This window comes from Paenibacillus sp. PvP094 (genome assembly GCF_040546835.1).
GTDB lineage: Bacteria > Bacillota > Bacilli > Paenibacillales > Paenibacillaceae > Paenibacillus > Paenibacillus illinoisensis.
Map to the genome: position 1 here is coordinate 5,724,186 of NZ_JBEPOM010000001.1, position 20,287 is coordinate 5,744,472.

The 20,287-nt window shown below is 46.0% G+C and carries 19 protein-coding genes; 2 read left to right on the forward strand and 17 right to left on the reverse strand.

The features are described 5' to 3' along the window. Window positions 1-91: 91 nt before the first annotated feature. From ABIC22_RS25920 to ABIC22_RS25945, 6 genes are all read right to left on the reverse strand, one after another. Window positions 92-1,075: an alpha/beta hydrolase gene (locus ABIC22_RS25920; protein WP_354484846.1), complete on the reverse strand. Its 984-nt coding sequence runs from the start codon at window positions 1,073-1,075 to the stop codon at window positions 92-94. Between the two features lie 206 nt (window positions 1,076-1,281). Further along, entirely contained in the window at window positions 1,282-2,652 is a 1,371-nt protein-coding gene (locus ABIC22_RS25925; RefSeq protein ID WP_354484848.1) for a sensor histidine kinase, read from the reverse strand. After that, a complete protein-coding gene (locus ABIC22_RS25930) occupies window positions 2,649-3,323 on the reverse strand; it encodes a response regulator transcription factor (RefSeq protein ID WP_127535910.1) in 675 nt (224 codons plus the stop codon). Before ABIC22_RS25930 ends, ABIC22_RS25925 begins: the two co-directional genes overlap by 4 nt. A gap of 109 nt (window positions 3,324-3,432) precedes the next feature. Beyond that, window positions 3,433-4,194, reverse strand: coding sequence for a hypothetical protein (locus ABIC22_RS25935; protein ID WP_354484850.1), 762 nt, complete (start codon window positions 4,192-4,194; stop codon window positions 3,433-3,435). A gap of 88 nt (window positions 4,195-4,282) precedes the next feature. Beyond that, window positions 4,283-4,921, reverse strand: coding sequence for an NAD(P)-dependent oxidoreductase (locus ABIC22_RS25940; RefSeq protein WP_354484852.1), 639 nt, complete (start codon window positions 4,919-4,921; stop codon window positions 4,283-4,285). A gap of 29 nt (window positions 4,922-4,950) precedes the next feature. Further along, complete coding sequence (locus tag ABIC22_RS25945) at window positions 4,951-5,553, reverse strand: TetR/AcrR family transcriptional regulator (RefSeq protein WP_127535912.1); 603 nt, start codon at window positions 5,551-5,553, stop codon at window positions 4,951-4,953. Window positions 5,554-5,769: 216 nt separating this feature from the next. Here ABIC22_RS25945 and ABIC22_RS25950 point away from each other — a divergent pair, with 216 nt between their 5' ends. Next, window positions 5,770-7,275, forward strand: a complete 1,506-nt coding sequence (locus ABIC22_RS25950) for a DHA2 family efflux MFS transporter permease subunit (protein ID WP_127535913.1) — start codon at window positions 5,770-5,772, stop codon at window positions 7,273-7,275. 93 nt (window positions 7,276-7,368) lie between these two features. Here the strand turns inward: ABIC22_RS25950 and ABIC22_RS25955 are convergent, their stop codons facing one another. The 4 genes from ABIC22_RS25955 to ABIC22_RS25970 form a co-directional block, all read right to left on the reverse strand. Beyond that, the gene (locus tag ABIC22_RS25955; protein WP_127535914.1) at window positions 7,369-8,601 is read right to left on the reverse strand and encodes a cytochrome P450; all 1,233 of its coding nucleotides are present in this window, start codon (window positions 8,599-8,601) and stop codon (window positions 7,369-7,371) included. Window positions 8,602-8,849: 248 nt separating this feature from the next. Next, a complete protein-coding gene (locus ABIC22_RS25960) occupies window positions 8,850-9,743 on the reverse strand; it encodes a TetR/AcrR family transcriptional regulator (RefSeq protein ID WP_354484855.1) in 894 nt (297 codons plus the stop codon). Between the two features lie 14 nt (window positions 9,744-9,757). Further along, window positions 9,758-10,054: a hypothetical protein gene (locus ABIC22_RS25965; protein WP_354484857.1), complete on the reverse strand. Its 297-nt coding sequence runs from the start codon at window positions 10,052-10,054 to the stop codon at window positions 9,758-9,760. A gap of 22 nt (window positions 10,055-10,076) precedes the next feature. Then, a complete protein-coding gene (locus ABIC22_RS25970) occupies window positions 10,077-11,204 on the reverse strand; it encodes an NAD(P)/FAD-dependent oxidoreductase (protein ID WP_354484859.1) in 1,128 nt (375 codons plus the stop codon). 243 nt (window positions 11,205-11,447) lie between these two features. Here ABIC22_RS25970 and ABIC22_RS25975 point away from each other — a divergent pair, with 243 nt between their 5' ends. Further along, window positions 11,448-12,263 carry an AraC family transcriptional regulator gene (locus ABIC22_RS25975; RefSeq protein WP_127535918.1) on the forward strand — a complete coding sequence of 272 codons (816 nt, stop codon included), beginning with the start codon at window positions 11,448-11,450 and terminating at the stop codon, window positions 12,261-12,263. Here the strand turns inward: ABIC22_RS25975 and ABIC22_RS25980 are convergent. The 7 genes from ABIC22_RS25980 to ABIC22_RS26010 all read right to left on the reverse strand — a co-directional run bounded on the left by ABIC22_RS25980 (window position 12,260) and on the right by ABIC22_RS26010 (window position 20,020). Then, window positions 12,260-12,901 (reverse strand): HAD family hydrolase, encoded by a 642-nt coding sequence (locus ABIC22_RS25980; RefSeq protein ID WP_354484861.1) that lies wholly within the window; start codon window positions 12,899-12,901, stop codon window positions 12,260-12,262. The genes ABIC22_RS25975 and ABIC22_RS25980 overlap by 4 nt on opposite strands. A gap of 39 nt (window positions 12,902-12,940) precedes the next feature. Continuing rightward, window positions 12,941-13,534 carry a DUF1349 domain-containing protein gene (locus ABIC22_RS25985; protein WP_354484863.1) on the reverse strand — a complete coding sequence of 198 codons (594 nt, stop codon included), beginning with the start codon at window positions 13,532-13,534 and terminating at the stop codon, window positions 12,941-12,943. Window positions 13,535-13,599: 65 nt separating this feature from the next. Next, window positions 13,600-14,829, reverse strand: coding sequence for an MFS transporter (locus tag ABIC22_RS25990; protein WP_354484865.1), 1,230 nt, complete (start codon window positions 14,827-14,829; stop codon window positions 13,600-13,602). An 80-nt stretch (window positions 14,830-14,909) separates the two neighbouring features. After that, window positions 14,910-15,941: a zinc-dependent alcohol dehydrogenase gene (locus ABIC22_RS25995; RefSeq protein WP_127535922.1), complete on the reverse strand. Its 1,032-nt coding sequence runs from the start codon at window positions 15,939-15,941 to the stop codon at window positions 14,910-14,912. A 59-nt stretch (window positions 15,942-16,000) separates the two neighbouring features. Then, entirely contained in the window at window positions 16,001-17,281 is a 1,281-nt protein-coding gene (locus ABIC22_RS26000; RefSeq protein ID WP_354484867.1) for an aminotransferase class III-fold pyridoxal phosphate-dependent enzyme, read from the reverse strand. 33 nt (window positions 17,282-17,314) lie between these two features. Next, window positions 17,315-18,469, reverse strand: a complete 1,155-nt coding sequence (locus ABIC22_RS26005) for a glycosyltransferase family 2 protein (protein WP_354484869.1) — start codon at window positions 18,467-18,469, stop codon at window positions 17,315-17,317. 273 nt (window positions 18,470-18,742) lie between these two features. Then, window positions 18,743-20,020 carry a BNR-4 repeat-containing protein gene (locus ABIC22_RS26010; protein ID WP_354484871.1) on the reverse strand — a complete coding sequence of 426 codons (1,278 nt, stop codon included), beginning with the start codon at window positions 20,018-20,020 and terminating at the stop codon, window positions 18,743-18,745. Window positions 20,021-20,287 lie beyond the last annotated feature (267 nt).

The window sequence follows — 20,287 nt, forward strand, 5'->3', positions numbered from 1 at the left end:
AGATATATTATGGAAAAGCCGCCCCGCAGGACGGTTTCTCATATTCGTTCATACACATTTGTTAAGTTAAAGAGTGTACGTCTACGCCTTTTTACTTCGCTTCGTTCATAAAAGCTCTAACGTCTTCAGCAATTTTTTTGAATTGAGTATGATGTAAATAATGTGAACCATCCATTGTGATTACTTTCCCATGTACCGAATTTTTGATCTGTCCTTCATGCAGCGGGATCCATCCTTCTACCTCTTCATTATTTGCTTGTACAAAGAGAAGAAGTGGAAGATCTTCAGGGAAGGTTAAACCTTGAGCACCTTTAAAATTGGAATAAATATGATCCATCTCGTTTAATGACGTGGGATTATACATGTTTTTATTCGAGATCATTTTCATCTGCTCAACCATGTGATCATCAAATGCCAGTCCCTCATAGGGGTCTGCACTCACTTTCATCATTAATCTTAAAAGACCTGTATTTCTAAGAAGAGCAAACGTTTTTAATGGGAACTTCGCATCTGTAATACTCGGTTGGGTGGAAACACTACTGTCAATACCGACAAAAGCAGTCACCTCATCGGGGTATTTGTTCACATAATCAATGCCGTAAATGCCTGCAATAGAGTGACCCATGAGCATGTACTGATGAATATCAAGTTGTTGCAGAGCTTCATGAACTTCACTTACGATATTCTCTGTGGTTCTTTCTTTTTCAGTTTCATCACTTAATCCATAACCGAATGGCTCAACAGCAACAACTTTGTAATATGGAGATAATTCATCAATAAGCAACTTGAAATCAAGCGCTGGGGCTGCTGTTCCATAACCTGGCAAAAGCACAATCGTTTCCTTGCCTTCGCCTTGAATGAACACATTCATATTTTTCCCGTCTACAGATACGTGCTGACCGTAAGATTCTATCTTTTTCTCCTCTGAGTTACGGCTAGTTACATTCGTGATATAAACAATGGATAGAAAAAGAACTATGGCGATCGCGATTGCAGCTATAATTTTAAGTAGAATGTTTCGCACTTTCCTTATCTTCAATTCCTTCCTCGTTTTCTTTTTCCATTGATGTGACATATCATCTTCTCCTATCATAATTTGTCCACTGCCAAGCAAGCCGCTATAGCAAGTCTAACCAACCAAAATGTCCTTACCGTGACGTCAATATGAACGGAGTATGAACCAAAAAAAAAAAAAATGCTACGGCCACATACAAGAGTACTTGTACGTTAGCCGCAGCATGGTGAAGGTTTATTGGGGCAACGGATGGACATTCTATAAATCTAACTATTGCTTGGTGTAGAGATTGGTAGAGTGACAATAAAGGTGGTTCCTTGCCCTGGTTCACTTTCCACCTGAATGTCACCTTGATGAAGCGATATTATCTGTTTAACGATGGCAAGTCCCATACCGCTACCATCATACTTACGGCTGTGGGATCGATCCGCCTTGAAAAACCGTTCGAATATGCGCTTCTGATCTTTCAGGGGAATACCTATGCCCGTGTCGGATATATGGACAGTCACGTTCTTGATATCCCGGATCATGCTGACGGTAATCACTCCGCCATCTTCAGAAAATTTGATGCCATTACTGAGGATATTCGTCCATACCTGATTCAACTGATCATGGTCAGCCATGACTTTAACGTCCTCTAGATCAAGCTCAAAATGAATGTTACGAGCAGACCATTGTGGTTGGAGCGCCACAATCACCCGTCTGATCTGTTCATCCAGGCTAAACGTAAGTAGCCGCAGCTGCTGTGACTGAGATTCCAGCATGCTCAGTTTAAGCAGGTTATCACTCATTTTGGACATCCGCTTGGCCTCAGAGATAATAATGTCAAGATAACGACTTCGCTCGTGATCTGTGAGATTAACTTGCTTGATAGCTTGAGCGTAACCTGATATCGAAGTAAGAGGAGATTGAACCTCATGCGACACATTAGTTACAAATTCCCTACGCATCTGCTCCAGGTGCTGCAAATCGTGCATCATCTCTTCGAAGCTGCGAGCCAATGTCCCCAGTTCACTCGTTTGCTTGATATTCAGCTTAACGCTGAAATCGCCAGCTGCAATCCGTTTGGTCGCTTTGGTCAACTTTTTGATCGGTCTCACCAGAAATATAGAGGCAACCAGAATCAGCAAACTTCCTGTAATCAACGAGGAGGTTGCGAAGATCAATGCCCATTTGGCCACAAAAGAAGCGGCAGGCGGTGAAAGTGTTTCCAGGAACATCGCTTTTGTTCCCATGTCCGTCTTGATAGGCAAGCCCAGAAGAACTGTGGCTATACCGTTTGGCGTATCCTGAACAACACCTCCATCTATTACCTTTTTAAGCTGTTCTTTTGTTACCGCAACAGACTTATGTTGGTTACCCTTTCCATAAGATTGGAACTGACCTGTTGCTTCATAAATTCGAATATAGTAAGAATCGAGTTGCTTCATTCCACTTACGAAAGACTCCGCTTCCTCCGGCGGAAGGGTTTCGTAGATCTGCACGACATCTTGGCCGAAGTTGCGTATGTTGATGTGAGCATTCTCGTTCAGTTGATCTTCAAAAATCCAGGTAGACATAAAAAAAGAAATAACGGTTCCTGCGATGACGGAGACCAGGAAGGTAAGGACCACACGGATATATAAAGATCTCATCACTCGTAAACCTCAAGCCGATAACCAAGACCACGAACTGTTTCAATTCGAAAATCCGTTGAAGCCATAAATCTTTCCCGCAAGCGTTTAATATGTACATCAATCGTTCGATCATCTCCGGCATAATCAATTCCCCAAATTTGATCGATCAGTTGTTCTCGCGTATACACCTGTCCAGGTGTTCCCGCAAGTTTGTATAGAAGCTCGAATTCCTTCAGCGGCAGCGTAAGAGATTCCGTGCCATTCATGATTTTATAGGTTTGCTTATCCAATATGAGCTTGCCCAGCTGAATCGTTTGTGTTGAACCGATCCGGTAGCGCTTCAGCAGTGCTCTAACGCGAACCGTCAATTCCAGCGGATCAAACGGCTTGGTCAGATAATCATCTGTTCCCAGTTCAAAACCCTTGACCTTCTCCCATGTTTCACCTCGTGCAGTCAACATAAGCAAGGGAAGGTCAGGACTTGCCCTGCGAAGTTCCTTGCATAATGTCCAACCATCCATAACTGGCATCATAATGTCTAGCACAACCAGATCCACAGGTGTCGATGCATACACGGCCAAGGCCTCCTTGCCATCTGCAGCTTCTACCGTCGTGAATCCGTCATTTTTCAAAAATAAACAGACAAGTTCGCGAATGTTCGCATCATCGTCAGCAACAAGTATTGTCGGCATGTGCTTCTCCTTTTCCTCCAATGCAATCTAAGTAGTCTCAACCATTATACTATTAATTTACTTGGTTGACCCCCTGTGTGATGTTTATCTAGACTGCTGCTGGAGACTCTCATTGCTTTTCATAGGCAGGAGAAGTTGTATGGAGGTTGCTCAATCTATATTGCATGTCTGCCTTGTTCTGTTGAAACTGTTTGAGCCGATAACCGTTAGCACCGGACGGATGGGGGAAGCCCCATAATATCCTTTTCTCACGTATTCGTTTCTCCTCAAGCAATTGACGAAGCACAGCTTCAACTGACTTCCCAAGCGGAATAACTAAGGGTTCGTCCAGTTGACTCCACTCAGGCAGAAAAGACCCAAGTACAGCATCATATAGAAAAGGATTGTGGGTAATGGCAGGTTGATGTCCCGTATAATTTTGTTGCTTCACAAAGATGGGATATCGAATCAGGGAAGTGGTATGCAGAATGGTGCACTCCGAATCAAAAAGCGTACTCACATGACGTACATTTAAAAATTGATGCAGGCCTATCTCCTGAAGCATTCGGATTACGTTTGTTCGCATTACTCCAGCCATTCTGGCGGCAAACTTTGCTTCCTGACAGGCTGTTTCGTAGGTTGCCTGATGCTTCAAGGCTTGGATAGCTGTGCGATAAGCAATCTCCATCTGCTGCCAACCGGGTGTAATGCCAACAAGCATGACTTTGGCGGAGGAATTGATGTAGTCATTATGCGGAGAATAATACATCTCAACGTTTCCTGCTGCTCCCAATTTCAGATCATTAATTAACAGATCCGCTTTTGTGTACCTCTGTTTCAGGGGAAGTGACTTCATGATCTCAATCAGACGTTTATGTTGGATAGAATCCATTAGCAAAACGTTCCCTCCTCGCCTTCTAGCATTTTGTCATTTGAAAAAAACCGCCCATGGGCGGTCTTGTAATGGTGTCCGGGATGACCTACTCTGTAACCAAGACGGCTTTACGATCATACGTGCTATCGTTCACATGTTTAAGCATAAAATCAGCCAAATTGGCTCGCGACAGCTTGAGTTTCCGAGACTTGTCCGGGTGGATCTCCGCTTTGTGAATATACTTTCCATTATAACGATCCATCGTGAGCATGGGAGGTTGAACCAGTATCCAATTCAGCTTGCTGCTGGTTACGAGGTTGTCCTTGTCCAGGTGATCGCGAAGCAGATTGGTCATGACGTTCGGGATGACATATTTATATAAGAAACCGAGCTTACCGGCCTCTTTGTGAGTACCAATAAACGACACATGAATCAATTTGCCAGCTTCGTTGTTTTCCATCGCCTGGATGATGTTTTTCAGGGCATCGATAAGAACGAGATCTCTTTTGAACATGCTCTTCGCACCAAGCACCGAAAAGACTGCGTCAAATTTTTCCTTTTTCAGGACATGATCGACATCCGTATACCGGGTTACTTCTCCCTGTACAACCTTTAATTTCGGATCAGAAATGCCCAGTTTGGAAGGATTGCGGACAAAAGCAGTTACGGTATGCCCTTCATCAAGTGCACGCAGCAGCAGCTCCTTGCCCGTTCTTCCAGTCGCTCCAAATATGATGATGTTCATGCGTCTCACATCCATTCTTTGTTGTTTTTTTACATGAGTCCTTTGTACGAATACGAGCGAATCAATGAGAATTGTTTGGCCAGAAAATGTGGGGCATAAGGCATGTCATTACGAAGCCAAGCCACAATGGTTCCGATCAGTGCAGAAGAGCTGTACCAAATCGCAATTTCCTTATGGATGCCTGCCTGTGCAAACACACTTTCCATTTCCAACTTTTCTATTTTCTCTGTAATGAGTCTGGTTAACAATTTCAACAACCGTTCAGTGAAAATAGGCGTACGTTTGGATGCGAGCACCACCCGATAGAATTTGGGATGATCGGCAAAATGCTCAAGCACTTTCACCAGAACCGGCCAGGCCTCCTCTGTCTCATTATTGTCAAACCGGTGATACTGATCTACGATCCGTTCAATATGTTCATTCATCTCGTCCGCCATCTTCTCCATCATATCCGTAATATCACGATAATGAAGATAGAAGGTTACCCGGTTAATGGTTGCACGTTCGGCAATCCGGTTCACCGTTAATTTTTCGATATCCACTTCCTGCAGCAGATCTACGAAGGCATCCCGGATGAGCTGCCTTGTCCGGAGTATTCGCGGATCGGTAGCGGACTTGTTATCGTTTTTCATTCTATTCACTCCTTCAATTTGAGAAAATTACAATTTTAAATAATGAGTCGTTTATTTTCTAAATAAGCTACAAATTTATTGATTCTGTAAAATAAGCAACGAATATAGCCAGATGTGTAAATTGTAATCTGCGGGAATATGTATATAATTCAATAAATACAATGTAAACTATACAACACGTTGTAAATTTAGTCACGTGTAGATTGAAAGGATGGAATGGACTTGCGTCAGGCTCGATTAGATGATGAGAAAAACATCAAAAAAGGTCCCATACTGTTTGTCATGATTCTGGGTGCATTTCTGGCCACATTGAATCAAACCCTAATGAGTGTTGCCACTCCGGAGTTGATGGGTGATTTCAATATCTCCGCTACAACTGCGCAATGGCTAACCACCGGCTACATGCTGGTAAATGGAGTACTTATTCCAATTACTGCGTATTTCATGCAGCGCTTCTCGACAAGGCAGCTCTTTCAGGCTTCCATGTTCATTTTCTTGATCGGTACGATCATATCGGCATTAGCCACCAACTTCGGTACACTGCTTACAGGTCGTATGGTGCAGGCTGCTGGAGCAGGTATTATCATGCCGCTGCTGATGCATGTCATTCTCACATTGTTCTCCCCTGAGAAACGAGGAGCTGCCATGGGGATGGTCGGCTTCGCAGTCATTTTCGCCCCGGCAATCGGGCCTACCCTCGCTGGATACGTGCTCGAGAACTATTCGTGGCAAACGATGTTTTACGGCATGATCCCATTGACGGTCATTGTTATCGGATGTGCATTTATCTATCTGAAAAATGTATCGGAGCGCATTGACACCAAATTCGATACGCTTAGTGTCACATTATCGACCATTGGTTTTGGTGCACTGCTGTATGGTTTCAGCCGCGCAGGAAGCCTGGGATGGTCCAGTGCGGAAGTGCTCATCTGTCTTGCGGCAGGAATCGTGGCCCTTGCCTTGTTCACTTGGCGTCAGCTCGTTTCTGCAACCCCGCTGCTCGACCTTCGTGCGTTCAAGTATAATATGTTCTCCTTGACCACGATCATTAATATCGCAATTACGATGATCATGTATGCAGACATGATGCTGCTGCCTCTGTATCTTCAAAATGCACGTGGTTACACCGCACTTGAATCCGGATTATTGCTGCTTCCAGGTGCTCTCGTCATGGGATTCCTGATGCCGGTAACCGGACGTTTATTCGACCGCTTCGGAGCGAAATGGCTTGCCATCATCGGTATGGTAATCACAATCGTAACGACGATTGGCTTTATCGATCTGACCGATTCGACCAGCTACACTTACTTGGTTCTGATGTCTACTGGACGCCGGATTGGTATGGCTCTGCTCATGATGCCAATTCAAACAGCAGGTCTGAACCAGCTGCCACCAAGACTCGGTCCTCATGGTACAGCCATCTCCAATACGGTCAGACAAGTCGCTGGCGCGGTCGGTACTTCATTGCTCGTGAGTGTCATGACCAGTCGTACATCGACACATGTACAGGATATGATCGCAAGTGGTGCTGCGAACGGCTTGTCCCGGGAACAATTGGCGATGGAATCCATGATTCAGGGAATCAACGACGCTTATGTCGTTATTATCGGCATAGCGGTAGTAGGGCTCGCACTTTCCTTCTTCATCAAACGTACGAAGCAGGCAACCGAAGAAGAAGTCAAAATGCCTGTTAGACAGAAAGTTTCCATGAATTCGAACTAAATTGGGAATGATAGCAAACAAAAAAAGCGGCAGATCAGGACGAACTTCATGTCCTGTCTGTCGCTTTTCACTTGAATTATCATTAGCCTTGCCTTATTCGAACATCTTCAGCGGTAAATGCGTCAAGGACTGTCCTGGAGCAGAAGTGGACAGATTTTGTTCAAGTTCAAACGTGTCCACAGCTTCGATACGATCAACCTTCTCCACAAAGGCAGTTAATACAAGAGTTAGCTCCATTCTTGCCAGCGGTGCCCCGAGACAAAAGTGCGGACCATTGCCAAAAGTGAGATGTTTTTTATTGTTGCGACGGTGAATGTCAATTTCAAACGGGTTATCGAACATACGCTCGTCCATATTCGCCGCGCTCATCCAGGAGATGACGACATCCCCTTTTTTCAAATCAACACCAAGCAGCTGGTTGTCCTTCTTGACGGTTCGATGTCTTTTCGCATTATGGAATCGGTATCGTAGCATTTCTTCCACAGCAAGCGGAACCAGTTCCGGGTTCTGTCTTAACTGGCTGTATAGATTCCCCTCGTCGTACAAAAAAGAATAAAATGTGCTTGAAACCATATGGCTTGTCGTTTCTATGCCAGCACCAAGCAGGAGCATCGTTGTCCGAACGACTTCATCTTCCGTAAATTTCTCTCCCTCAACGTCGACATTCAACAAATCGGTAATAATATCTTCTCCGGGATTCTCCCGCTTCTTCACTACAAGTGGATACAGAAATTGATAATACTCCTGAGCAGCAGCCTGTTTCTTTATTTCACTTTCTTGTGCGTTCTCTTCAGTGGTAGGTTGGAACAGGATGTCCACCCAGCTTTTAAACCGGTGGCTGTCCGTCAGCGGAATCCCGAGCAAGTCCGCCATGACCATGGCAGGCAATGGAGCGGCAAGCTTCTCGACGATATCTATAGTTGCATTAAACTCAAGGTCGTCCACCAGCTGCTTCGCAATATTGCGTATACGAGGTTCCCAGTTTTTGAGACTGCGGGGTGTAAAGGCTGCAGATAACAATGAGCGGCTTTTTTGATGTCTTGGCGGGTCAATACTTGAAATGTTTAATTTGTCCGGGGGTGTGCCTTCCTTGTTTTTCGCCCCAACAGCTATGGTTGTTCGGGTTCCCTCAGCGGAGAAATATTCATGATTGCTTAGAACCTGTTTAACATCATCATACCTGAATACATTCCAGGTATCGGTATCCTCATGGTAGTGCACTGGGCTTTCGGACAACATTTTTTGATACCATTGGATGGGAAAAAACTCCTCGGATCTGGATTGAAATTTGGTGATATCCTCAACTCGAATCACTTCTTTGTACATGCTGACGCCACCTCCTGGAATATTTTTTGTTTGAATGCTAGTCGTGTCAAAGGTTCTTGCTTGGAATATCGTAAAGGCCACTCCTCCTTCTTCGGTACATGAATTGACAGTTCAGCACCTAGTTAAATTTTATACAATTCGTCTATTTTATGATATAAACCATTTGAACTAAATTAAAAAACCCTCTATATAAGAGGGTTTAAATTAAACGATTCGTATATTAAGTAGTTTGATGTGTTGTTTACCAGCTATTTTGCAGTCTTGATCATTCCATTCATTTCAATAAACCACCAGCATGACTGAGCAATCGTTCTGGATTGCACCTGTTCAGATCCGGAATCAAAAGCAGCTTGAAAGGCTGTTAATGTAATCCTCAGCATTGAAAAATTAAGCGTATCTTCCCGAAACAGGGACCATAGTCCTTGGGTTAATTCTTTGGCCTGGATGGATACGTGCGATTTCTGAATAGATCGATTGAACTTCTCCAGCTCAGCAAGCAGATGTTGCTTATCCGGTACAGTCTGCTTGAATTCAGGATCGATAACAGCCAGATTTGCTGCATCAATAATATGCTCCTGCTTGTCCACCATGTTTCTAAGAAGAACCTCGGTATAGTTCAGAAGCTTCGGCACAAGTGCTCTCCAGTGAGGCTGGTTCAGATGGAAGTTTCTCCACGTATTCGAGATCTGGTGAACCATCCCGAAACAAAAAATGGCCCCTTCGCAGGCGTACGGCCTTACCTCTTCACCAAATAACTGCACAAGTCGTCCAGCAAGCCAGTTCAACTGGATTCGTGTGAGATTTTCAACATCAAATTCCCCTGAATAAAATCCTGTCCAGAACAACTCAACCACTCGCTGTTTGTCCGGGGATATCATCGGGACCACGATCTGTTCTACCAGCAAGTCAAAGTCAGAGTTATGATTTTGTGCCTCGAGTTCCTGACGAATCATCATATCTTCCTGGATTCGCTGCTCAAGGATCGCAAGAACACAATCATCCTTGGAACTGAAAAATTTATAAAATGTGCCTTTCGATACACCTGAATGATCAAGAATCATCTGGATCGTTGTATTAGACACGCCATTTTTCTCAAAAAGCATAAGGGCCGTGTCCAATAGCAGTTGTTTTCGTTTATTCATTAGGTAAGGACCTCTCAATCTGCCAACTTCTCCATATCATCCTGCAATTGAATTAGCCTTGTACGGATTGCTTCCATACGACTCTTCACTTCGGCTATTTTATTCAGCAGTTTTAGCTCCCTGTCGGTGTCCCGTGGTGAAATGGAACTTGAATCATTCTCAAGAGACGTCCTGAGCTGATTCAGTTCAGACTCGTATATGATCTGCTGCCTTTCGGCTTGTTTCAATTCATCCTCCGCTGCACCGATCTGATACTCCAGATAGGATATATCGGACGAGCTAGCTTGGGTTAATCGCTGTGAATAGGTCATGGTTCACCTCCACATTTTCTTTTTAAAGTGCATCCATCGCTGTGGCAAGATCATATGGCTGAATATCAATATCCAGCTCCTGATTCAGAGCCAGCTTCGCTAACTGGCTGCCGATAAAGGGACCCATCGTTAAGCCTGAAGCACCAAGTCCGTTGGCCGCGATCAGTCCCTTCCATCCAGGAACAGATCCCATTACCGGAAGAAAACCTGGCGTGAACGGCCGGAATCCAACTCTTACCTCCTGAAACGTGCTGTTCGACAAACCTGGTGCGAGCTCCAGTCCTTTATTCAAAATTTCCTGCATACCGCCCGGCGTGATTCTGGTATCGTAACCTTCAATTTCATTCTCATGTGTGGCTCCGATCACGATTTTGTGCTCGCCAAAGGCCAAAAGATATTGATCAGAAGGTGGCATAACTACAGGCCAACTTCCTGTCTCTTCCTGATCGGATACCTGCAAATGCATAATTTGTGCTTTTTGGTAATGAACCTTAAAGTGAATACCCAAAGGCTTCATGATCGAATTGGCCCATGCACCGGCACATACGATCACTTCATCCGCCAAGAAACGCTCACGATCAACCAACACTCCTGTTACCCGCTCAGAATCAAATAGTAGAGCAGCATCCCCATGAACGAGAACGGCTCCATTCCGCTGCGCGGATCGAATTAAGGCATCTCGCAGGGCACGACCATCTATACGCGCTGCGCCGCTAATGTATACCGAATGATATTGTTGATCCAACAACGGAAACCGTGCATGCGTTTCTTCTTCGTTAAGCCTTGTAATATCCCCAACTTCCGGTGCATCTGCTCTTCGAAGATGAGCACGCTCCTCCATTTTGCCGATCTTTTCGATATCCGAATGAATACTCAATGCCCCCACTCGGGCATATCCGGTTTCGGATTCTCCCTCGCTTTGCAGTTCTTCAATGAGTCCGGGGTAAAAGCGTGCACCGGCCTTGGCAAGCTGGTACCAATCCTGATTACGCCTTTGCGACAACCACGGGCAGATGATACCTGCGGCAGCATCCGTAGCTTGTCCGATATCACCACGATCCACGAGGATGACTTCCGCACCCATTTTTGCTAATTGATAGGCTGTCGAAGCCCCCAGTATTCCTGATCCTACTACGATGACTTTCTTCATGCTTGCATCCCTTTCCTCTATCACTGCTTCCATTATAGCGTATACTGTTTCGCATCCGATTAGCAAGAGATGCCCATTTCAGTACGCCAAACTAAAAGGTTTTCGATCTCTGTTTCAATGTTGCAATCATGTCGTTTAAAATAATGTTAATTATGTAATATAATCCTAATTAGGTTTCTTTTAACGCTGTATCCGCGCCATTAATGCACAAGATCCTTTAACGAAAAGAGGAATAACTCAACGATGCCGAAACCTAGCATGGAGAATCCGCTGGATGCCGATATGCCACTAATGATTACAGGGCAGATCCAGATGAATGCTGATGAATTCAAGCATTGGAGCGACCATTCACGGGATTACACCATTGTACAATGCATCGGAGGAACCGGGCGTATCGCAGCCAAGAATCATGAATTCCTGATCCGTGAAGGAACTGCTCTTATTATGTTCCCTGAAGTTACCTATCGTTATCACAATCTGAGTGATTCATTGTTGTTTGATTGTCTTACGTTTAATGGCTATTTGTTGCCCCGTTTCCTGCATACCTTGCAGATCGGGGAGCTGCGCGCCTTCAAGCCGGATGGAATGCTTCATATCCTGCTGCATGAAATAACACTGGCGCTGCAGTCCCGGCACAAGGATCAGATCTGGCACGTATCCGCATTGCTCTACATGCTTCTGGTCAGATTGACGATCGAAGGAGACCGTTATGGTGCTTATGAACGCTCCGATGCACGCCTAAAGCTTGGCGGACTCGTTACTTTTATCAAACAGAATTATCATGAGGATATCTCGCTTTCCATGCTGGCCCAGCAGATGAACGTCACCGAACAGCACTTAAACCGGATATTCAAGAAAGAATTTCAAATGACTCCACTTGAGTACCTGACACGATATCGTCTGCTGAAAGCCAAGGAAATGCTCATCCAGAATGATGCCATTACCGCTCATGATATTGCCAAAGCAGTCGGTTTCAACAGTGCCAGTTACTTTGGTTCCGTATTCAAGAAATACGAAGGAATCTCTCCGATTGAGTTACGCAAGCAATACCTGGGTTAGAGAATGTCCACATCGATCTCAGCCAGCGAGGATAACCGCAGATCATGCAGCTGGAACTCCAGATCCCGAGTTACCTCGTTCGGCACAATGACACAGCGAATCCCCGCAGCCTTGGCTGCTTTTAGCCCATTAGGCGAATCTTCAAAAACAACCGCTTCCGAAGCCTCAATTCCCAGACTGTGCAGAGCCAGAAGATATAATTCCGGATCTGGCTTGACCCGCTTGACATCCTCAGCCGTGTGAATGACGGCAAATTGTTCGAATATACCCAGCTTGTGCAGATAACCATGCACCCAATCGCGCGTGGAGCTTGAAGCAACAGCAAGCTGAATCCCCTTTTCACGAGCTATCCGAAGCAATTCATGCACTCCTGGCAGGATCGTTGCCTGTCCCAGGTAAGATGTATATTTCTGTTCCGATAACAGCTTGATCTGATCATGATCAATCGGTTTTTGCAGTGCGTGTTCCAAGTACAGAAAAGGATGAAACTCTTCGAAATCCGTTCCCACATTTTTGGACCAGAGATCCAGCCCCAGTTCAATTCCGTGCTCCTGGTAAATATCCCGGAAGGCATAATACCAGGGCGTCTCCGTGTCCAGGATCAGTCCGTCAAAATCCAATATAAAGGCTTTTATCATTAACCTCTTCTCCCTCCATTAATCGGCAGGGGAAATGGCTTAGAAGCGTGCAGTCAAGTCAGGGCTTGTAACTTCCAACGACAAAAAGCGGCAGGTACAACCTGTTCCCGTTGGTGACTGTGCAACCACGCCAGCCTGAATCTCCCCCTGAAGCGGCATGCCGAAGTAGCGAATTAGTTTCCACTCTTCCCCATCAGGTGAATAAAAAAATGAAATGCAGCCCTCCACCTTGCGAATGCGCAGATATGGATCAGGAACGGGAACTTCAACCGAATTGCAGTCATCAGAAGAACCGTCCCGGGTCACCACCGACACAATGGTAGCCGCTTTTCCATCATACTCAAAACAAAGCTTGCACCAGTTGCGTTCATCTGCCATGATCATCAGACATCCAGAGTCATACTGATGTTTCATGTTCACGGTTAATTGAGTGGTCAGTTCAAAATCATCCGGAACTGGTATCGCCAGAAATGGTGCGGATGCACGGACGTTAATGCCCGCAGGGTCTTGGAAAAAGTCTGTATCTGCCTGAGCCTCCACAATAAGTACACCCTCTTCTGTGAAAGACCAGTTTTCAGGTTCATTCATCCAGTTCATTTTGCTTCGCTTTTCTGTTGTGAATACGTTAGACATCTCGTAACCTCCCAAGTTTGTTTTCTGTATTACATATTCTTCCGATATACAGAAAACCCCTTCTCCTACATATTTTTGTAAGTTTCGATCACTTGGGTATGTTTCTGTGGATCAGGCAGGAATAACATAATGACCATCAGGATAACGTACAGTGCAAGAATGACGCTGAACAAAAGTACGGGATGATGATGGTACAGCAATCCTGTTAGGTAACCTGATGGAATGGCAGTGAGTGTCATGACCGTCTGCACGGCAGAGAACATATCGGCTTTTTCATGTGTGCCCAATCTGTTCATGAGCAGGGAATCCCGGTACGTCTGCAAAATAAAATTACCAGCTGCAAGCACAATCAGGGTCAGGAACAGCATGGCTATGTTTCCAACAGGTATCAACAGAAACAGAACGGCTCCGATTGTACTTAATATGATGGAAAATCCTATATACTTCTCCTCTGATCGTTTTTTCAGACGCGGAATGATGACCAGATACAGCAGCATGACTGTTAATGCCGTCACTACCGGGATAAACGAAATCACACGATCATCAAACTTGAGCTGTTCCTTGAAGAAGATGACCTGAAAAAAGTTCAGCTGCAGAATCAGATTGGAAAGCACGGTAATCAATATGATCGGAAAAAGTCTTCGTTTATAAAACGATCTGCCGAACAGTCGCAAACTTGAAGCAAGACTGTGCAGCACCCTCGTTTGACTATGCATGCCCATCAGCTCTTTTCCAACCTCGGTTTCATCGGTATACCGGTTGCGAATGAAGAACATCGCGGTCATCAGAATTCCTCCGACGAAATAGATGCTGGCCAGCGTTGGCACAATACCAAAATCGGCAATCGGCGTTAATACCCCCGCTGCCGTGATAATCATGTTAAGAATGCCGAACACTCTGGATCGCTTATGTTCCTCGACATCCTCAATGATCAGACAGTTGAAGGATACCGTCACGAATTTTGAGGTGGCATTCAGAAGATAAGCAATTAGAAACAGCCAGAAATTATGAGAAAACGCCCAGATGAACATCGGAATACTCCACGCAACCAGATCAAAGATCAGCGTCGTCCGTTTCCGGCCCAGCTTGTTCGTAATTGAACCGGCAAACAATTGAAATATAAAGGCAAAATATAGATTTACCGAATTGATCAAACCGATTTCGATGTCCGAAAGTCCGGCTTCCTTCATATATAAAGGAGCATAAAACAGGACAATCGTGCCCGGGATGGCCCATACCGGTTCAAGTAAAATGGAATACCGTGGGTTTCTCGGCAAATCCTGAAGCAGCTTCACTCCACATCCCCCTCTTTCTGCGGACCTTGCCGCTGCGGATGGTTATGCATCGCAGCGGCAATCCCGAGACTTCTATACGCCTATAAAATGAGAGCTGTTTTGACGGAATTCATCGGCAGGGGCTCCCCGGTACGCAGATGATACCCCACTGTACCGTTGAATGCCTCCTCGTAATCAGACAGCAGCTCCTTGGCTGTCACCATGCGCTCCAGTTCCGGAATGCTTTGCGCGAATTTCAATGCCGTACTAATCATCGAATGTACGGCTACGGCGCCAATAATGCTGATTCCATCATTAATAACATCCGTTGATTTGAATGTCACCTTATAGCTGTCGTCATAGCCCATGGGAATGATTCTTCCCCCTTTGGCAATCATCTCAAATCCAACATGAAGCTGATTCCCTACCGCATCGACTACGATGTCAAACTTTTTGTTGTTATTGATTTTATATACATTATCGAGTGTCAGTTCCTGAGGATAGAACACATGATCAGCAATGCCTGAAGCAAACTCTTTGCGGTACGGATCTACTTCGGTGCCAACGGTGAGCCGTGCCAATCGTTTGCTTACCAGCTGACACAGGGAACCAATGGCGCCTGAACCCAGAACGAGCACCGAATCACTTGGCTTAACCCCTGCTTTCATAAACGTTTGCAGCACACAACCAAGCGGCTCAATCATCATCGCTGTCTCCCAGCTCATGGAATCCGGAATTGGGTAGATATATTTCTCATCTCCCACGTAATATTCCGCAAATGTACCGTGCGTGGTCATGCCTACCTGATAGTCATCGAAGTTTTCGCAATAGATGAACAATCCTTCGCGGCAGTAGGAGCAGGTTCCACAGGATTGAGTGGGATCAATCAGAACGCGATCCCCCACCTTAAATCCACGGACTTCAGGGCCCACCTCCACAACCGTACCCACGCCTTCATGGCCGATAATCGTCCCCTTGTTAGCCGGGACTTTGCCTTTGACAATGTTCAGATCCGTGCCGCAGATGCCTGAGCCATAAATTTTGACTTTTACCTGGTTCGGTTTCTGGATGCTTGGTTGTTCAACATCAAGTAACGCTACCTGTTTATGATCCTGATATACGAGTGCTTTCATGGATTATTCCTCCTAGTCGATTCCCTGTAGGGATGAAGTTATAAACGTTTTCGAACACGTTATCGAGCAAGATGCTCCTGTTTACGCAGCTCTTTCCAGTCCGAAAGGGTCTGCAAGAGTGCTTCTTCCACCCATAGCAATTCTTCCCGAGTATGGGCATCCGAGAAAATAAAGTATCCTTTGGTGAAAATGCCGAAGTGTGCCATTTTCTTTACGATAAACTCACGGAAGGGATCCGATTGGAAGTTATCCTCGGTAATTGAGTGAATGTAGAAGCTTGCATAGGTACCCTTCAATGCCAATTGGTCCGTCAGCCCAAGAAGCACAAGTTCTGCCTCGATCAGATCCATGATTCGGATTGTGGCATCCCTCCAGCTTGGCCATACCTTTGCAGCTTGCATCAATCGTTCACATGCGATGGCTGCTGCAAGTGCAGTGGTCTCACTTGAATGCGCATTGCTGAATCTGACTTGTCCTGCCAAGGACATCAAATGCTGGGGTCCCATCACGGCAGCGAGGGGCAGTCCGTTCGCCATTCCTTTGGAGATACAGAGCAAATCCGGCCAGATGTCGTACTCCCCTGCCGTAGCCTGCTTTCCCATCCGAATACCGGAAGTGACCTCATCAAAAATCACAATGATATCCAATGATCGGCAAAGGGAAACGACTTGCTCCAGCTGTTCACGCTTCCATTCATTGGGACAGAGCACAATGCATGCGATGTCTTCGGGAGACGCTGTAATCTGAGCTTCAATTCGCTCTGGTGAAGGCTTGTCCACCCAGATCGTTGTACGTTCAATATCTACTGGTATACCGCGCTCTTTTGTTTCCCGACCATAATAACCATAGGCTGACCAGTCATGCCACCCGTGATAGGCTGTTGCAATCACTTTGCTTTTGCCGCTTCCTGCCCTAGCCAGACGTACGGCTCCACTGACAGCATCCGCACCGCTCTTCGTGAACCGCAGTGAAGGATATCGCCCACCAAATCGCTGGAGGATCAAGTCAGCACACTCCAGTTCAATGTCAGCCGGAATGGAATAGCTTGTCCCTTTTTTCAACTGATGAATGACGGTTAATTGAACTTCATGCCGTGCATGTCCCCAAGGAGCGGTACCCATGGCCATCTCGCAATCCAGCCATTCATTCCCATCAATATCGATAAAGCGGGAATTCCGTGCTTCCGCACAACACACGGGCGTGTAGCCTGGAAACAACCGTTCAGGCGCTTTGGCAAGTGTACTGCATCCGCTCGGAATAACCTTTTCGACGTGCGCAAGCCACTCCAGATTTCGGGTAAACCTTACGGCACGGTCCAGCGTGCTCTCTTTTGATTTCACCTATAGTACCTCCCTGTACACTTGGTTTAATGGTTAACGAACCTTGGTTCCAGGCCAGCAGCCATCATAGATGCGATCCATCGTAATGACATTGCCATACAAATCGATAATCAGATCCTTGGCCCGGTGCGCATGTCTCATCTCGATCCAGTACCGGTTTTCCAGCAAACGGGCGAAATTGTCTACCAAAAACAGCAACCGGTTTTCACTGTGAATGAGTTCCTTTCCCAGTACCTGCGGCAGCCAGATGGCCCCGTTCGAATTGAAGCGGTTGGAATAATCACGTACCTCTGTAATAGGTGCAATCTCAGCTTCCTCAAGCTTGGTCCAGAACGTATCGGCATCACTGCGCACTTCAGCAAGATCAATACCGACAATCGGCAGATGTTGGTGCTCGGGTTGATTATTCAACTGTTCTTTCAAGTGGCTGAACACAAACGGCCAAACATCGGCCTCAATCTCACCGCCCCATTTTTTCCAGAAACGGGCCAGATTGTTTTTCCGGTTGAAATTCCGATGAATGCCGCTGCTGCGCTCCCAGTGATAAGCGCGAATGTTCGGGTTAATGACCGTATCGTATCCGGCTGCACGTGCTCGCATCTGGTAATCAAAATCCTCGTATCCATTGAAGAATTTCTCATCCAGGGTACCGATCGTCTCGTAGACTTCCCGCTTCATACCGAACATGGCGAATACAACCAGCTGCACCGAGAACGTCTCTTTCGGAATATCCTCAGGGGATGCATTCAAGAAAAGGTGTCTGCCGATGGTGTCCGCAAAAGCAATACCGCAGTGCTGCACGCCCCCGGTTTGCGGATACAGCAGCACACCGCCAATCATGCCGATGGTAATATCGCTATCCAGCGTCGCTCTCATCATGGACTGCCAATCCGGCTGTAAAATCGTATCGGAATCCAGGAAGAAAATATAATCTCCCTCAGCTCGCCGCAGTGCACTGTTAATGGATACCGCGCAACCTAGTGGAAAATCATGCTGCAGAATTTCAATCGTTACCCCTTCACGAACTTCCTGCTTCAGTTTCTCCAGATGTTGAAAGACTGCCGAGCCGGAGCCATCATTGATGAAGATAATCTGTGTGGACGGGCTTACCGTCCGAAGCAGTGAATCGGTGAACAGGTTCAGAATGTTATAGTCCTGGTTAACTGGCACAATAATCGTATAAAGCATGGGATCCCTCCTATTGGATGTGATGGAATGCGATCAAGCTGTTAACTCTGGAAAATATGTCTGGATACCAGCCTCCTTGTTCCGAATTTGCTGTCTGAATTTGGTAATTGTTTGGGTCTACTAGAAATTTATATCATTTCTTGTAATTATGAAATCTCAAATTCTGAACTCTATTAATATTTGAATATGATCCAAAAAAACACCCCCGAAGAGTTTCCGCACTGTGGATGCGGCTGACTCTCCAGGGGTATTTTTCAGAATTCGATAAGCAGATTAGTTTCTGCCGTAATACAGCTTGCGATTGGTGATATCCACCAGGTACAGAATGTCGACACCATTGGCATTGCGCTCAACACTGAGCCTCTCAATTGGCTTGCCTGGAGCAATCGACGTTTGGGTCCATCCGCCATTGCCGTCCGGAACCGCCATATATGCACGGTCGGTGCCACTATATTTCGCATAATAGACCCGGACTTCTGACCCCGTCCACGTAATATCAATTCCCGCTCTTGTTGCCGTGGCATTATATACGGTCTGCTGCGTCCATCCACCTGCATCATAAGAAGCATATTTCACGGAGAAGTTCGTGCTTCCTTCCTCACGGTACCGGTAGACAATCTTCGGATTGCCTGCTGAATCTACAGCCAGTTTGGCGCTTTGGATTCCCGGTCCCCCTGGATCGCCTCCATCCTTGACGTAGGCCTCGGTTGGAGCAAACGGCTGGACAATATCCACATTACTTAGCGATACGGGTGAAGCTATGACACTGCCATCTGCTTTATAGAAAGTACCTGTTGAAGGTCTGTATTTTACGTAAGACAAATCATGACGGAGTGCGCTCGAAACAAAAGTAGACCATTCAAACAGGATGTGTAAGTCACCTTGCGCATCGAAAACCAGATCATTGGGATAGAATGAACGACCCGCGTTCGCACCGACGATTGCCACTTGGCTCCAGCTGGACTGGGCATTGTTCCAGCGATACAAAATTCCAGGACGATATCCTGTCGTATCATCGCTTGATCGGATCAGAAGATAGACATCACCATTTGGTGCCGTTGTCAACACGGGATATGTCCCCTTAAACGTAGAGAAGGCAGGCATATCGGAAGAATGATTTTGCGGGGCGCCTCCTACGGTATCCGACCTGAAGTAACGCCAGCTATCGTTGTGCATGGAGGCAAAGACATGAAATCGACCGCTGCCGTCGCGGGCTATGGAAGGTTGGTTGTGCCCAATGTCATCGCTGTACTGGGCAACGGTACTGCCATTCATCACCGGAATGTTGGACCACGCTCCCGATCCATCCCGTCTTGCGATATTTACCGTATGTGTGTTCTCTGAGCCTCCCGGTCCGTTGTAAGCCAAGTAGGCATACTCATTTCCCGTGCCATAGGTCTCAAGCGGCGTCCACCATCCCGCCTGATTGCTAGAATCCATGGCATAAGGTACTTCCGTGAGTGCTGCTGCTGCCATACCGGTGCTCGTTGGCAGTACGGATATGAGCAATGCGGCAGCGGCGCCTATCTTCCAGAACCTGCTTTTTCCCAAGATCATTCGCCTCCTTCATGATTGGTGTAACATGAATTCGTAGAGAAAGGATCCCCGGCCGGGAATAATTAAAGCGCTTACAGTTTACTGGGTGCTTGTTAGCGCCATCACCATGGTAACATGAGTTTTCCGCTGTACGTCATATACAAAATCATGCTTTTAATAGAACAAAAATTTGATATTTAAGCTTCAAGATAAAATGGAATAGAACATTTCATCACTTCCGGTTTTGCTAAACGTTTTCGAAATATTCCATCGCCAAAAAGA